The organism is Sphingomonas molluscorum, from assembly GCF_039522995.1.
In the GTDB taxonomy this organism is placed as follows: Bacteria; Pseudomonadota; Alphaproteobacteria; order Sphingomonadales; family Sphingomonadaceae; genus Sphingomonas; species Sphingomonas molluscorum.
In genome coordinates, this window is the sequence record NZ_BAAAEL010000002.1 from 244,889 (window position 1) to 257,149 (window position 12,261).

15 protein-coding genes are annotated in these 12,261 nt (G+C 68.5%); 5 read left to right on the forward strand and 10 right to left on the reverse strand.

Annotation, left to right across the window (positions count from 1 at the left end; all coding sequences use genetic code 11):
• Positions 1-70 precede the first annotated feature (70 nt).
• A complete protein-coding gene (locus ABDZ92_RS05670) occupies positions 71-970 on the forward strand; it encodes an FAD:protein FMN transferase (protein ID WP_125959881.1) in 900 nt (299 codons plus the stop codon).
• A 10-nt stretch (positions 971-980) separates the two neighbouring features.
• Here ABDZ92_RS05670 and ABDZ92_RS05675 read toward each other — a convergent pair whose 3' ends face one another.
• The 10 genes from ABDZ92_RS05675 to ABDZ92_RS05720 all read right to left on the reverse strand — a co-directional run bounded on the left by ABDZ92_RS05675 (position 981) and on the right by ABDZ92_RS05720 (position 10,139).
• Positions 981-1,145 carry a hypothetical protein gene (locus tag ABDZ92_RS05675; protein ID WP_164521200.1) on the reverse strand — a complete coding sequence of 55 codons (165 nt, stop codon included), beginning with the start codon at positions 1,143-1,145 and terminating at the stop codon, positions 981-983.
• Entirely contained in the window at positions 1,142-2,308 is a 1,167-nt protein-coding gene (locus tag ABDZ92_RS05680) for a PepSY-associated TM helix domain-containing protein (protein ID WP_125959882.1), read from the reverse strand. Before ABDZ92_RS05680 ends, ABDZ92_RS05675 begins: the two co-directional genes overlap by 4 nt.
• An 81-nt stretch (positions 2,309-2,389) precedes the next feature.
• Positions 2,390-3,073 (reverse strand): Fe2+-dependent dioxygenase, encoded by a 684-nt coding sequence (locus tag ABDZ92_RS05685; protein WP_125959883.1) that lies wholly within the window; start codon positions 3,071-3,073, stop codon positions 2,390-2,392.
• A 55-nt stretch (positions 3,074-3,128) separates the two neighbouring features.
• Positions 3,129-5,510: a TonB-dependent receptor gene (locus ABDZ92_RS05690; protein WP_241211771.1), complete on the reverse strand. Its 2,382-nt coding sequence runs from the start codon at positions 5,508-5,510 to the stop codon at positions 3,129-3,131.
• 75 nt (positions 5,511-5,585) lie between these two features.
• On the reverse strand, positions 5,586-5,843 hold the full coding sequence (locus ABDZ92_RS05695; protein WP_125959884.1) for a ribbon-helix-helix domain-containing protein: 258 nt from the start codon (positions 5,841-5,843) through the stop codon (positions 5,586-5,588).
• Positions 5,840-7,669, reverse strand: coding sequence for a cobaltochelatase subunit CobT (gene cobT / locus ABDZ92_RS05700; RefSeq protein ID WP_125959885.1), 1,830 nt, complete (start codon positions 7,667-7,669; stop codon positions 5,840-5,842). Before cobT ends, ABDZ92_RS05695 begins: the two co-directional genes overlap by 4 nt.
• On the reverse strand, positions 7,669-8,055 hold the full coding sequence (locus ABDZ92_RS05705; RefSeq protein ID WP_125959886.1) for a type II toxin-antitoxin system VapC family toxin: 387 nt from the start codon (positions 8,053-8,055) through the stop codon (positions 7,669-7,671). The genes cobT and ABDZ92_RS05705 overlap by 1 nt, the downstream gene beginning before the upstream one ends.
• 3 nt (positions 8,056-8,058) lie before the next feature.
• A complete protein-coding gene (locus ABDZ92_RS05710) occupies positions 8,059-8,337 on the reverse strand; it encodes a type II toxin-antitoxin system Phd/YefM family antitoxin (protein WP_125959887.1) in 279 nt (92 codons plus the stop codon).
• A gap of 52 nt (positions 8,338-8,389) precedes the next feature.
• On the reverse strand, positions 8,390-9,394 hold the full coding sequence (gene cobS / locus ABDZ92_RS05715) for a cobaltochelatase subunit CobS (protein ID WP_125959888.1): 1,005 nt from the start codon (positions 9,392-9,394) through the stop codon (positions 8,390-8,392).
• A 58-nt stretch (positions 9,395-9,452) separates the two neighbouring features.
• On the reverse strand, positions 9,453-10,139 hold the full coding sequence (locus ABDZ92_RS05720; RefSeq protein WP_125959889.1) for a winged helix-turn-helix transcriptional regulator: 687 nt from the start codon (positions 10,137-10,139) through the stop codon (positions 9,453-9,455).
• Between the two features lie 61 nt (positions 10,140-10,200).
• On the opposite strand from ABDZ92_RS05720, the gene ABDZ92_RS05725 reads away from it, so the two are divergent.
• From ABDZ92_RS05725 to ABDZ92_RS16985, 4 genes are read left to right on the forward strand one after another with little or no spacing between them, the layout of a single operon-like run.
• On the forward strand, positions 10,201-10,629 hold the full coding sequence (locus ABDZ92_RS05725; protein WP_125959890.1) for a VOC family protein: 429 nt from the start codon (positions 10,201-10,203) through the stop codon (positions 10,627-10,629).
• Position 10,630: 1 nt separating this feature from the next.
• On the forward strand, positions 10,631-10,861 hold the full coding sequence (locus tag ABDZ92_RS05730; RefSeq protein WP_125959891.1) for a DUF4287 domain-containing protein: 231 nt from the start codon (positions 10,631-10,633) through the stop codon (positions 10,859-10,861).
• Positions 10,858-11,547 (forward strand): glutathione S-transferase family protein, encoded by a 690-nt coding sequence (locus tag ABDZ92_RS05735; RefSeq protein WP_125959892.1) that lies wholly within the window; start codon positions 10,858-10,860, stop codon positions 11,545-11,547. Before ABDZ92_RS05730 ends, ABDZ92_RS05735 begins: the two co-directional genes overlap by 4 nt.
• Complete coding sequence (locus ABDZ92_RS16985) at positions 11,544-12,257, forward strand: DUF1428 domain-containing protein (RefSeq protein WP_125959893.1); 714 nt, start codon at positions 11,544-11,546, stop codon at positions 12,255-12,257. The genes ABDZ92_RS05735 and ABDZ92_RS16985 overlap by 4 nt, the downstream gene beginning before the upstream one ends.
• Positions 12,258-12,261: the final 4 nt, after the last annotated feature.

Below are 12,261 nucleotides of genomic sequence, written 5' to 3' on the forward strand. Positions count from 1 at the left end.
GCTTCCGGGTCCGGCCGCCTTTGCGCGCCGCGACCCGGCCGCCGGCATCACGGCCGTTGCCGGCGAGACGATGGGCACGAGTTGGTCGGCCAAGATCGTCGGCGGCGACCCGCAGGCGGCACGCGCGATCGCCGGCCGGGTGCTCGGTCAGGTCATCGCCGACATGAGCCACTGGGAGCCGGGCTCCGCGCTCTCCCGGCTCAACCGCGCACCGATCGGTAGCTGGCAACGCCTGCCCCCGGCGCTCGCCACCGTCCTCGCCAGCGCCTGGCGGGTGGCGGAGGCAAGCGATGGCGCGTTCGATCCGACCATCGGCGCCCTGGTGGACCTCTGGGGCTTCGGCCCCTCCGGACCGCGCACGTCCCCTCCCCCAGCCGAGGCGATCGAGGTGGCGCATGCGGCTGCCGGCCTCGGCGCGTTCGAGCTCGATCCGCTGCTGCTGCGCGCCCGCCGCTTGCGGGACGCGCGTCTCGACCTCTCCAGCATCGCCAAGGGCTATGCCGTCGACGCGCTTGCAGATGCCTTGGAGGCAGCCGGGCACCGCGACCTGCTGGTCGAGATCGGCGGCGAGTTCGTCGGCCGCGGCCTGCGCCCGGACGGCCAGCCCTGGTGGGTGGAGGTGGAGCCGCTGCCGGAAAGCAGCCTCCAGCCGCTGCGCATTGCGGCGCACGATGTCGCCATCGCCACCTCCGGCGACTATCGCCGCAGCTTTACCGCCGGCAGCCGCCGCTATGCCCATACGCTCGATCCGCGCACCGGCCGCCCGATCGTGCACGGCACCGCCTCGGTGACGGTGCTCGCCGCCGACTGCATGCACGCGGACGCCTGGGCGACGGTGCTGACCGTCCTGCCGCCCGAGGAAGCGCGCAGCTGGGCAACCGAGCACTCCCTCGCCGCCCGCATCATCGTACGGACCGAGCGGGATCTGGAGGAATGGCTCTCGCCCGCGCTTCAGGCGATGCTCGGCTAAGCCCGGTTCGTCAGCGCCGCTGGACCCGCATCGCCCAGCCGACCGCGATCACCGGCACCGCCAGCGCGATCCACGACAGCACGTCGCGCACGCCATCGCCGGTCAGCGCGCTCACCAGCCCCACTACTGACAGGAGCGCGATCAGCGTCGGCAGCGCAAAGGTAGACCGGATCATTCCGCCGGCACCCACTCCCCGCCGCTCTCCACCTCGCGCACCCGCGCCCGCAGCGGCGTGCGCCGCTTGCCGAGCCACAGGTATAGCCCCGATCCCAGGATCAGGATCGTGAAGAGGTCCAGCACCGCCCACAGGATCTTGAGCGGCAGCGCGCCATAGTCGCCGAAGTGCAGCGGCTGCGGCAGCAGCAGTGCCTGGCCATACCAGGGCAACGGCCGCACGTCCGTCAGCCGGCCGGTCTCCGCATCGATCAGCGCCGGCGTCAGCAGCCGCTCGGTGAGCGGCGTGTCGCCCTGCAGGAACACGGCATAATGATGCCGGCTGCTGAAGCTGCCGCCCGGGAAGGCGATGAACTGCGGGTTGCTGCCCGGCCGCGCCCGCCGCGCCTCCGCCATCGCCCGGTCGAGCGAGCCGTAGCGCGTCACCGGCAGCGCCGGCCGCCCCGCATAGGCCCGCGTCATCTCAGCAAGCTCGTTCGCTTGCCACATCTGCATGATCGGCGTCGCCAGCGCGTTGATGACGCCGGTCAGCCCCACCACCAGCATCCAGGCGAGCGCCACGATGCCGAGCAGATTGTGCGTATCCAGCCACTTGAGCCGCCGGCTGCGCGACGTCCGCAGCGTCCCGAAGTCGAGTTTGCGCATGAACGGCGCATAAAGGACCACGCCCGACACGATCGAGGCGACGAAGACGACGCCCATCGCCCCCAGGAACAGCATCCCCGGCAGCCCCAGGAACATGTCGGTGTGCAGCTGGAGCAGGAAGTGCATCACGCCCTCTTCCGACGCGATTTCCGCAAGCTCCCCGGTCGTCCGGTTGTAGATCTGCATCGTCATCTCGGCCGCGGGCGCATCGGGCCGCGGGCCGGTGGTGATGGTCATCTGCGGCCGATCGTTGTCGAAGGCCATGAACAGCGGCACTTCGCCCGGGCGCGCGGCCAGCGCCTTGGCCAGCATGGTGTCGAGCGGCAGCAGCCCCGGCCCCTCGCCCGACGAACCCTGCCCCGTCATGCCCGCGGCCACGTCGTCGCCGCTCAGCCGGTCGATCTCGTCATGGAAGATCAGCGGCAGGCCGGTCACGCACAGCATCAGCAGGAATGCCGTGCAGACGATGCTGGTCCATTTGTGCACCAGGTACCAGGCGCGGACGGTCGCCCGCGTCACGGTCGCAGCTCCGAATAGTCTCTCGCCGGCATGGCGCGGGCATAGGGCAGGCAGAAGTTGCGAACAAGTCGCAACTGGTGTTCAGACCTCGGCCCAACGCCGCAGCAGGTTGTGATAGACGCCGGTCAGCTCGATCACCGAGCGATCGGCGTGCCCCAGTTCGCCGGCGAGCCGCTGCACCGACTGGTCGAGCTCGAACAGGATCCGGCGCTCGCCGTCGTCGCGCACCATCGACTGCATCCAGAAGAAGGACGCGACCCGCCGCCCCCGCGTGACCGGCTCCACGCGGTGCAGGCTGGAGGCGGGATAGAGGATCATGTGCCCGGCCGGCAGCTTGACGCTCTGCACGCCGAACTGCCCCTCGATCACCAGCTCGCCGCCGTCGTACGCATCCGGATCTTCCAGGAACAGCGTCGCGGAAAGATCGCTGCGGATGCGGAAGTCCGTCCCGCGCTGAATGCGCACGGCGTTGTCAACATGCGCGCCGAAGGTCTGGCCGACGCCATAGCGGTTGAACAGCGGCGGAAACACCCTGGCCGGCAGCGCCGCCGCCACGAACAGCGGCGTGCGACCCAGCGCGTCCAGGATCATGCCTCCCGCTTCCTTCGCCGCCGCCGACGCCTCCGGCAGCTGCTCGTTGCGCTTGGCGAGCGCGGACTGATGGCCGGAGGTGACGTTGCCGTCGACCCATTCGGCCGCGTCGATGATCGCCCGCAGTCGCCGGACGGCAGCGGCCTCGAGCACCTCGGGAATGGCGATCAGCATCGGTGGCGTCCTTGTTCCCAAGGTCGCGGCGCAGAGGCCGCGGCCCTGTCCTGGCTTACATGCGGTAGCTGAGCGTCAGCACCGCCGACCGCGCTTCACCCGGCGTCGCCCAGCCCACGCCTGTCGACGCGTTGCTGCGCACGCGCGTGTAATATTCCGTGTCGCCCACGTTCTTCACGTTCAGCTGCGCGGAGAAGTTCGGCGTGAAGTCGTACGCCAGATAGGCATTGTGCACGAGGTAGTCGTCGACCTTGTACAGCACGGTGGCCGGGGTCGGCGTGCTGTTGCTGAGGTAGAAGCTGCCCTGGTAGGTCAGCCCATAGCCCAGCTGCAGCCCGAACGGCAGGCGATAGGTGGTGAACAGGCTGCCGGAATGCTCGGGCGTGTTGGGGAGCGGATTGCCCCGCTGCGGGTCGATCGTGCCGGGAGGCGAGTTGCGGGCGATGCTGCGCAGCACCTCGCTGTCCAGATAGGTGTAGTTGGCCGTGATCGTCCACGCAGGCGTGATCCGCCCGACCGCGCCCAGCGCGATCCCGTCGACGCGGGACTTGCCGTCCAGCTGCTGCTCCGGAATGATCGGATCACCCGTGGCCACCTTGTACTGGTCACGCTCGTTGCGGAACACCGCCGCGGTCAGCAGCAGCCGCCCGTCCGACAGCTCCGCCTTGGCGCCGATCTCGTAGTTCTTGGCGCTTTCCGGCTTCACGTTGCAGGTGGCTTCGGTGCACGAGCCGTTGACCGAGGTCTTCGACGGCGTCTCCGAATTGCCATAGGCGGCATAGAGGCTGACGGCCTCGACCGGCTTGTAGACCGCGCCGATGCGATACGAGAACAAATTGTCCTTGTTGTCGAGGCGCGGGCCCGGCGTGACCGTGCCCAGCGGCACCGCACCGGTGCTCGTCGCCTGCACGACGTCGCTGCGGTTCCAGCCCTTGTTGTGCTCGTAGCGGACGCCGCCGTTGATCTCGAAATGATCCGAGAACTTGATCGCGTCGAAGAAGTAGGCGGCGTAGTTCTCCAGGACGCCGGTCTGGCGCGCGCTGGGGATGAAGTTCACCGGCCCGTCGTAGACGTTGTTGCCATAGGTGAAGCCGGCGGGCCCGGTCACCACGTCGTTGGGATTGCCGATCGACATCAGCGGCAGGCTGGTGAATGGCGTCGATCCGTCCGGATTGCGCAGCGAATTGCCGCTCGACAGGAAGAACTTCTCCCAGCTCGCCGCCGCACCCAGGGTGATGGTGTGCTCGATGCCCCCGGTGTCCACCACCGCGCGCAGGTCGGTCTGGTTGAACGCCAGCTGGTTGCGGGTGTCGCGCGTGTTTCCACGCGGGCCCGACGGCAGGTAGAAGCCCGCCGGGGTGGTCGCCGGGCACGCAGCGCCCGTCGCCAGCAAGCCGGAGGCCAGGCAGAACGTCCCCAGCGGCGGATCGACCAGCGTGAACTGGCGCACGTCCTGCCAGCGGGTCAGGTTGCGGATGCTCACCCGGTCGCTGAACTCGTGCTCGAAGGTCGCGGTGAACTGGTCGACGTTGCTTTCCTGCGTGTCGATGTTGCGGAAGCCGTAATAGCTGCTGCGGTCGACGCCGGGCAGCGGCCCGTCGTTCGTCGCGTTGATGTAGTAGGGGACGCCGTACTGCGGGATGTTCTCGTCCTCCTGATGGAGGTATTGGAAGGTCAGCCGCGTCGGCCCCTCGATCCCGATCGTCACCGACGGCGCCAGGCCCCAGCGGCGGTAGTTCTCCACGTCGCGGCCGGGGACGTCGTTCTTGTGCGCCATCGCGTTCAGCCGCACCGCCACCAGGTCGCTGACCCGGACGTTGGTGTCCACGGTGCCGCGATAATAGTCGTCCGTGCCGATGCCGCCGGTCACCACCGTGCGGTCGATCGCCAGTGGGCGCTTGGTCACCAGGTTGATCGATCCGCCGACCGAACCCGATCCGGCATAGACCGAGTTCGCGCCGTTCACGACCTCCAGCTGTTCCAGGTTGAACGAGTCCGTGCGGGTATATTGCGCGCTGTCGCGCACGCCGTCCTGGGTGATGTCGCTGTTGGCCGAATAGCCGCGCAGGTTGATCGCGTCGCCAAAACCGGCACCGCCCTCGCCCGCGCCAAAGGTGATGCCCGGCACCGTCGTCAGCACGTCGCGCAGCGTCAGCAGGTTCTGCTGCTCGATGGTCTCGTTGGTGATCACCGTCACGGTCTGCGGCATGTCGCGGACCTTGCGGGTGTTCTTCGGGCTCTCCTGGCGCGGCGAATAGACTTCGCCGGTCACCACCACCTCGTCGGTGCGCAGGATCTGGTCGTCCGGCTCGGTCACGCCATGCTTCGCGACGGGATCCGCGGGAGCGGCGGCAGCCGGGCTGGAGGCGATGAAGCCGACGCAGGAAAGCGCCAGGAAGGTGGCGCCGGGTGTCCGGGCAGCGATGCGCTGTTTCAAGAAGTTTCCCCCCAATGCAGTTGCAGCACTGCTATTGCGAGGAGTTTGCAGAGTCAACGCTATTGCGACTGACTATCAGCTTTGTATCAAGATGTCGCTGAGCAGCCAGGAGCGCAGCGCACTGGCGAGGTTGGGCGGATCGTTAGACTGGATGCGGGCGGCGTCGATGGCCGCGATCAGCGCGTTGAGCGGCAGCGCACGCGCCGCCGCGGCTCGCTCCAGCGTCTGCCAGAACAGCGGCTCCAGGCTGATGGAGGTCTGGTGCCCGGCGATCGTCACCGATCGCTTCACCGGCCCGGCGAAGCCGCCCGCCGGCGGCTCCACATCCTTCACGGCGTGTCGAACAGGGCGGCGAGTTGGTCGATCATCGTGCCGGCCAGTTGCTCGGCATCCATGATCGTCACTGCGCGCGAATACCAGCGCGTCACGTCATGGCCGATGCCGATCGCCACCAGCTCGACGGGCGAGCGCCCCTCGATCCAGCCGATCACCTGCCGCAGGTGCTTTTCTAGATAGCTGCCCGAGTTCACCGACAGCGTGGAATCGTCCACCGGCGCGCCGTCGGAAATGACCATCAGCACCTTGCGGTCCTCCGGCCGGGCGATCAGCCGCCCGTGCGCCCACAGCAGCGCCTCGCCGTCGATATTCTCCTTGAGCAGCCCCTCCCGCATCATCAGGCCCAGCGCCTTCTTGGCGCGGCGCCACGGCTCGTCGGCCTGCTTGTAGACGATGTGGCGAATGTCGTTCAGGCGTCCCGGCTGCGGCGGGCGCCCTGCCGCCAGCCACGCCTCGCGCGACTGGCCGCCCTTCCAGGCACGCGTCGTGAAGCCCAGCACCTCGACCTTGACGCCCACCCGCTCCAGCGTGCGCGCGAGGATATCGGCGCTGATCGCCGCGATCGAGATCGGCCGCCCGCGCATCGATCCCGAATTGTCGATCAGCAGCGTGACGACCGTGTCGCGGAACTCCGCCTCGCGCTCGATCTTGTACGACAGCGACTGGCCGGGGTTGATGACCACGCGCGCCAGCCGCGCCGCGTCGAGCATCCCCTCTTCCTGGTCGAAGTCCCAGCTGCGCGACTGCTGCGCCATCAGCCGGCGTTGCAGCCGGTTGGCGAGCTTGGTCACGACGCCCTGCAGCTGGATCAGCTGCTGGTCCAGATAGGCGCGCAGCCGATCGAGCTCGTCGGAATCGCACAGCTCGGTCGCGGCCACCACCTCGTCGAACGCGGTCGTGAACGCCTTATAGTCGAACTGCGCGGGCTGGTCGGACCAGTTGCGGTTCGGGCGCACCGGCATCATGCCCTCGCCCTCGTCGCCGAGCTCGCCCTCGCCATCCTCGGCGGCGTCGTCGTACCGTTCCTCGCCCTCGCCGCCCGGGTCCTGCTCGCGCCGGTCCTCCCCGCGCGCCTCTACCTCGCCCTCGCCGCCGGGCTGCTCCTCGGCCTCGCCGTCGTCGCCCTCGTCCTGCGACTGATCCTCGGTGCTCTCGTCTTCCTCGCCGCCTTCCTCGCTGTCCTCGGGCTCCACCTCGCCCTGCACCAACTCCAGGCCCTCGAGCATGCGCGTGGTCGCACGCGCGAACGCCGCCTGGTCGCCCACCGTCGCCGCCAGCGCGTCGAGCGCCTCACCGGCCCGCTCCTCGATCCAGTCGTGCACCAGCGCCATGCCGGGAGCCACCGACGCCGGCGGCAGCTTGCCCGTCAACCGCTCGCGCACCATCAGGCCGACCGCGGTCGACAGCGGCACCTCGGCGCGAGTGCGCGCCCGCGCGAGTGGGTCGGACCGCAGTCGCATCGCCAGCGCCTGATCCAGGTTGTCGGCGATGCCGGCATAGCCCTCGGATCCCAGCGCTTCGACGCGCGCGGTCTCCGCCGCATCGAACACCGCGCGCGCGACCGCATCGGCCGGGGCATTGCGCGCATGCAGCGCATGGTCGTGCAGCCGCATGCGGAGCGCAAAGCCATCGGCAAAGCCGCGCGCCTCCGCCACCTGCTCGGGCGGCAGCGCGCGTGCGGGCATCGGCACCTTGATGTGCCGCCCGGATGCCGCGGGCGCATCGGCGGTGAAGCCAAGCTCCACCTCCGCATCGCCCGAAAGCGCGCGTGCCGTGCCCCGCAGTGCGTCGCGGAACTGGTCGAGAAGCGTGTCCGTCGCCATTACCAAAGCGTCTCGCATCCGAACGCCGCAAACTGCGGGTCCTTTGTGATCACAATCAGGCCCTCCGTCAGGCCCTGCGCCGCGATCAGCCGGTCGAACGGATCGCGATGCTCGCTCTCCATCAACCCGGCCGTGCGGCAATGGTCGTGCCGCAGCGGCAGGTGCGTCATGCCGTCCGCCGCCACGGCGTCCTCAAACTGCCGAAGCGGCTCGGCCATTGCCGCCAGGCGACTCTGACGTACCTTCAGCGCGATCTCGAATGCGGAGATCGGGCTCACGAACACGCGCGCCGCCCGGCTTGCGATCGCGTCCTCAGCCGCTTGCGAGAGCTTCGGGTCCTGAAGCCACCACCAGATCAGCGCATGCGTGTCGAGCAGATAGGCCAAGCGTCAGAGATCCGCCAACGTGCCCGCAAAGCGGTCGAGCTCGGCATCGCTGTATTCGGGCTCGAACCAGATGTCGCTGGCTACGTCCTTGCGCAGGTGCGCGAACCGGCCGGGGCGGCGCGGCTCCTGCTTGGGAGGCGCCACCGGCACCAGCTTGGCATAGGGCACGCCCGCCTTGGCGAGCACGATCTCCTCGCCCGCATGCGCACGGTCGATCAGCCGGGAGAAGTGGGTCTTCGCCTCGTGGACATTGTAGATCTTGTGCGGGTCGGCCTCGGCCATCGCGCGCCTCCACGTGGGTGGACCAATGAGTTAGTCCACCCCCACCCCGGGTTCAACCCTTCTTCGCCACGCTTTCCGGCAGGTCCTTGCCGAACACGCGCTGGTAATATTCCGCCACCAGCCCGCGCTCCGCTTCGTCGCACTTGTTGAGGAACGACAGGCGGAAGGCGAAGCCCACGTCCTTGAAGATCAGCGCGTTCTGCGCCCAGGTGATGACGGTGCGCGGGCTCATCACGGTCGAAATGTCGCCGTTGATGAAGCCGCGGCGGGTGAGCTCGGCCACCCGGACCATCTTCTGCACCGTCTCCTTGCCGCCGGCCTGGTCGTACTCGCCCGACTTGGCGAGCACGATGTTCGCCTCGGTCTCGGCCGGCAGGTAGTTGAGCGTCACCACGATGTTCCAGCGGTCCATCTGGCCCTGGTTGATCTGCTGCGTGCCGTGATACAGCCCGCTGGTGTCGCCCAGGCCCACCGTGTTGGCGGTCGCGAACAGGCGGAAATACGGGTTCGGGCGGATGACGCGGTTCTGGTCGAGCAGCGTCAGCTTGCCCTCGGTCTCCAGCACGCGCTGGATCACGAACATCACGTCCGGGCGGCCGGCGTCATATTCGTCGAACACCAGCGCCGTGGGGGTCTGCAGCGCCCAGGGCAGCAGGCCCTCGCGGAATTCAGTGACCTGCTGACCGTCCTTCAGCACGATCGCGTCGCGGCCGATCAGGTCGATGCGGCTGATGTGCGCGTCCAGGTTGATGCGGATCGACGGCCAGTTCAGCCGCGCCGCCACCTGCTCGATGTGGGTCGACTTGCCGGTGCCGTGATAGCCCTGCACCATCACGCGGCGGTTGTAGGCAAAGCCCGCCAGGATCGCGAGCGTCGTGTCCGGATCGAACACATAGGCCGGATCGGCGTCCGGCACGCGTTCGTCGGCGATGCTGAAGGCGGGCACCTTCATGTCGGTGTCGATGCCGAACACCTCGCGCACCTCCACGGTGCGGTCCGGTGCGTCGAGGACGGTGGTTTCGCTGCGGTCGAGCTGGAGGTCGGAGGTGCTGGTCATGAAAGCCTTTCGTGCCCTTCGCCGGGGCTTGGGCCCGCTTTAGGACGAACGCGGGGCCTTACTCAACGGCCACCTTGTCCGGCAGGGCGAAGAGAGTGACGAACCGCTCCGCGACCGCACGGTTCCCTTCGACGCGCAGCATTCCCGCCTTCTCGGCTGCAGCCAGCGGCATGCCACCGTAGATCACCGGCAGGAAGGCGGACGGCGTGCCCGCCAGCACCGCCTCCACGCCGTCGATCGGCCCGCGCGCCACCTTCAGCTCCCCCTGCTCCAGCCGCGCCTCGAACGTCTCCTCGCCCGTACGAATGCCGACCGTCGCCTGCCACTCGCCCACCCGCTCGGGCACCAGCAGCATACGCAGCGACAGCAGCAGCGACACGGGCGAGAACGGCAGGCTCGGGTCGTGCGCCGGGGAGCGCAGCGCCCAGCGCGCCAGCGCCAGGATCACCGGCTCGCTCTCCCGTCCCCAGGCGGTCAACTCATAGACCTGCACGTTGGCGGGCGACGGCAGCTTGGTGCGCCGGACGATCCCCGATCGCTCCAGCGAAGCGAGTCGCTGCGTCAGCACATTGGCGCTCAGCCCCGGCAACCCGCTGCGCAGCTCGCCGAACCGCCGCGCCGCCAGCAACAGCTCGCGCATGATCAACAGCGCCCAGCGTTCGCCGACGAACTCCATCCCCAACGCCGCGCCACAGGCGTCGTCGTACCACCGCTTTTCCGCATTGGTTATTTTTAGTGACTCCATAGTTGTCAAAGATAAGTGCGGCAGGCATGCTGGTCAAACAACGAGTCGGAGAGGATGCAGCATGCCCCGCGCGATCTTCGTGAACCTGCCGGTCGCCGACGTGGCCAGGGCCACCGCCTTCTACGAAGCGATCGGCTTCGAAAAGAACCCGACCTTCTGCAACGAACAGGCCTCGGCCATGGTCTGGTCGGACAGCATCTACGTCATGCTGCTCGACCATGGCTTCTACCGGACCTTCACGAACAAGGAGATCATCGAGGCGCGCACGCACAGCGGCGCCCTGCTCGCCCTCTCCTTCGACAGCCGGGCGGAGGTCGACGCGATCACCCGGGCCGCGATCGCCGCCGGAGGCAAGGAGATGCACGAGCCCGAGGATCTCGGCTTCATGTACAGCCGCGCCTTCGACGATCCCGACGGCCATGGCTGGGGCCCGTTCGCCATGGACATGGCGGCCGCAACCGCCACCCACGCCCAGCCGGCAGAGGCGTGACATGTCCTTCCAGGCCTATCTCGACACGATCGAGCGCAACACCGGCAAGACGCCTGCGGACTTCCGCGCGCTCGCGGCGTCCCGCGGCCTCACCCGCGAAGGCGGCATCGCGCCGGGGGTGAAGGCAACCGAGGTCACCGACTGGCTGAAGGCCGATTTCGGTCTGGGTCACGGCCACGCGATGGCGATCTACGCCCTGCTGAAGGGCATGAAGAAGGAGGGAGACGCATGACCCCGCCCGTGATCACCGCCTATGACTGGGTCCCCGATTTCGCGCGCGGCTTGGTGCGCGACCTGCCAGTGCGCTGGGCGCTGGAGGAGACCGGGCGGCCCTACACCGTTCGATACCTGCCGCAGGAAAGCCAGAAGGATCCCGCCCACCGCGCGCTCCAGCCGTTCGGGCAGGTGCCGACCTATGAGGACGGCGATCTGGTGCTGTTCGAATCCGGCGCGATCGTGCTGCACATTGCTGAGAGCGGCAGCGGCCTGCTCCCCGCCGAACCCGCGGCGCGCGCCCGCGCGATCCAGTGGATGTTCGCCGCGCTCAACAGCGTCGAGCTGCCGATCGCCGACTTCGGCATGGCCTCGCTGTTCGAGCGCGACATGCCCTGGGCGAAGGACCGGCTGCCGGTGGTGCGCGCCCGTGTGCAGGACCGGCTCGAAGACCTCGCCGCACGGCTGGGGAAGTCCACCTGGCTCGACAGCGATTTCTCCGCCGGGGACCTGATGATGGTCTGCACGCTTCGCCAGTTGCGCGGCAGCGGCTTGGTCGAGGCGCATCCGGCGCTCGCCGCCTATGTCGAGCGCGGGGAGGCGCGGCCCGCGTTCGGACGCGCGCTCGACGCGCAGCGGAAGGGCTTCACCGGGCATCCGCCGGAATCTGCGGCGATGCTCGCGATGCAGGGAGAGGACGCATGACCTTCATCCAGGGCTTCGTCACCGCGGTGCCTACCGCCAATCGCGACGTCTATCGCGACCACGCGGCCCAGGCGCTACCCCTGTTCAAGGAGTTCGGCGCGCGCCGGATGGTCGAGGCCTGGGGCGACGACGTGCCCGACGGCACGGTCACCGACTTCCGGGGCGCAGTGCAGGCAAAGGACGGCGAGACCGTCGTATTCAGCTGGATCGAATATGCCGATCAGGCCGCCTATGATGCCGCGCTTCAGGCCATGATGGACGACCCGCGCATGGAGGACATGGCCGAAATGCCGTTCGACGGCAGCCGCATGATCTTCGCCGGTTTCGACCCGCTGGTCGACGAGGGTCCCGGCGGCACCACCGGCTATGTCGACGGCTTCCTGATCCCTGTGGCACCCGACCAGAAGGACGCCTTCTTCGACCTGGCGCGCCGGGCGGCGCCGGTCTTCCTCGAACATGGCGCCACTCGCGTGGTGGAGGCCTGGGGCGACGACCTGCCCGACGGCAAGGTCACCGACTTCAACCGCGCGACCAAGGTCACGGACGGCGAAAAGGTGGTGTTCGCCTGGATCGAATGGCCGTCGAAGGAGGTGCGCGACGCCGGCCAGGCCAAGGTGATGGCCGATGCCCGCATGCAGGACCCCGGCACCGTGCCGTTCGACGGCAAGCGCATGATCTTCGGCGGCTTCCTCCCCATCCTCGACCAATAGGAGC

What these genes read in the sequence shown, in the direction of transcription:
- cobS (WP_125959888.1), bottom strand. Translation starts at nt 9,394, where the DNA reads ATGACCAGCACCTCCGACCTCCAGCTCGACCGCAGCGAAACCACCGTC.
- ABDZ92_RS05735 (WP_125959892.1), top strand. Translation starts at nt 10,858, where the DNA reads ATGACCCCGCCCGTGATCACCGCCTATGACTGGGTCCCCGATTTCGCG.
- ABDZ92_RS16985 (WP_125959893.1), top strand. Translation starts at nt 11,544, where the DNA reads ATGACCTTCATCCAGGGCTTCGTCACCGCGGTGCCTACCGCCAATCGC.
- cobT (WP_125959885.1), bottom strand. Translation starts at nt 7,669, where the DNA reads ATGGCGACGGACACGCTTCTCGACCAGTTCCGCGACGCACTGCGGGGC.
- ABDZ92_RS05670 (WP_125959881.1), top strand. Translation starts at nt 71, where the DNA reads ATGGGCACGAGTTGGTCGGCCAAGATCGTCGGCGGCGACCCGCAGGCG.
- ABDZ92_RS05685 (WP_125959883.1), bottom strand. Translation starts at nt 3,073, where the DNA reads ATGCTGATCGCCATTCCCGAGGTGCTCGAGGCCGCTGCCGTCCGGCGA.
- ABDZ92_RS05720 (WP_125959889.1), bottom strand. Translation starts at nt 10,139, where the DNA reads ATGGAGTCACTAAAAATAACCAATGCGGAAAAGCGGTGGTACGACGAC.
- ABDZ92_RS05710 (WP_125959887.1), bottom strand. Translation starts at nt 8,337, where the DNA reads ATGGCCGAGGCCGACCCGCACAAGATCTACAATGTCCACGAGGCGAAG.
- ABDZ92_RS05730 (WP_125959891.1), top strand. Translation starts at nt 10,631, where the DNA reads ATGTCCTTCCAGGCCTATCTCGACACGATCGAGCGCAACACCGGCAAG.
- ABDZ92_RS05675 (WP_164521200.1), bottom strand. Translation starts at nt 1,145, where the DNA reads ATGATCCGGTCTACCTTTGCGCTGCCGACGCTGATCGCGCTCCTGTCA.
- ABDZ92_RS05725 (WP_125959890.1), top strand. Translation starts at nt 10,201, where the DNA reads ATGCCCCGCGCGATCTTCGTGAACCTGCCGGTCGCCGACGTGGCCAGG.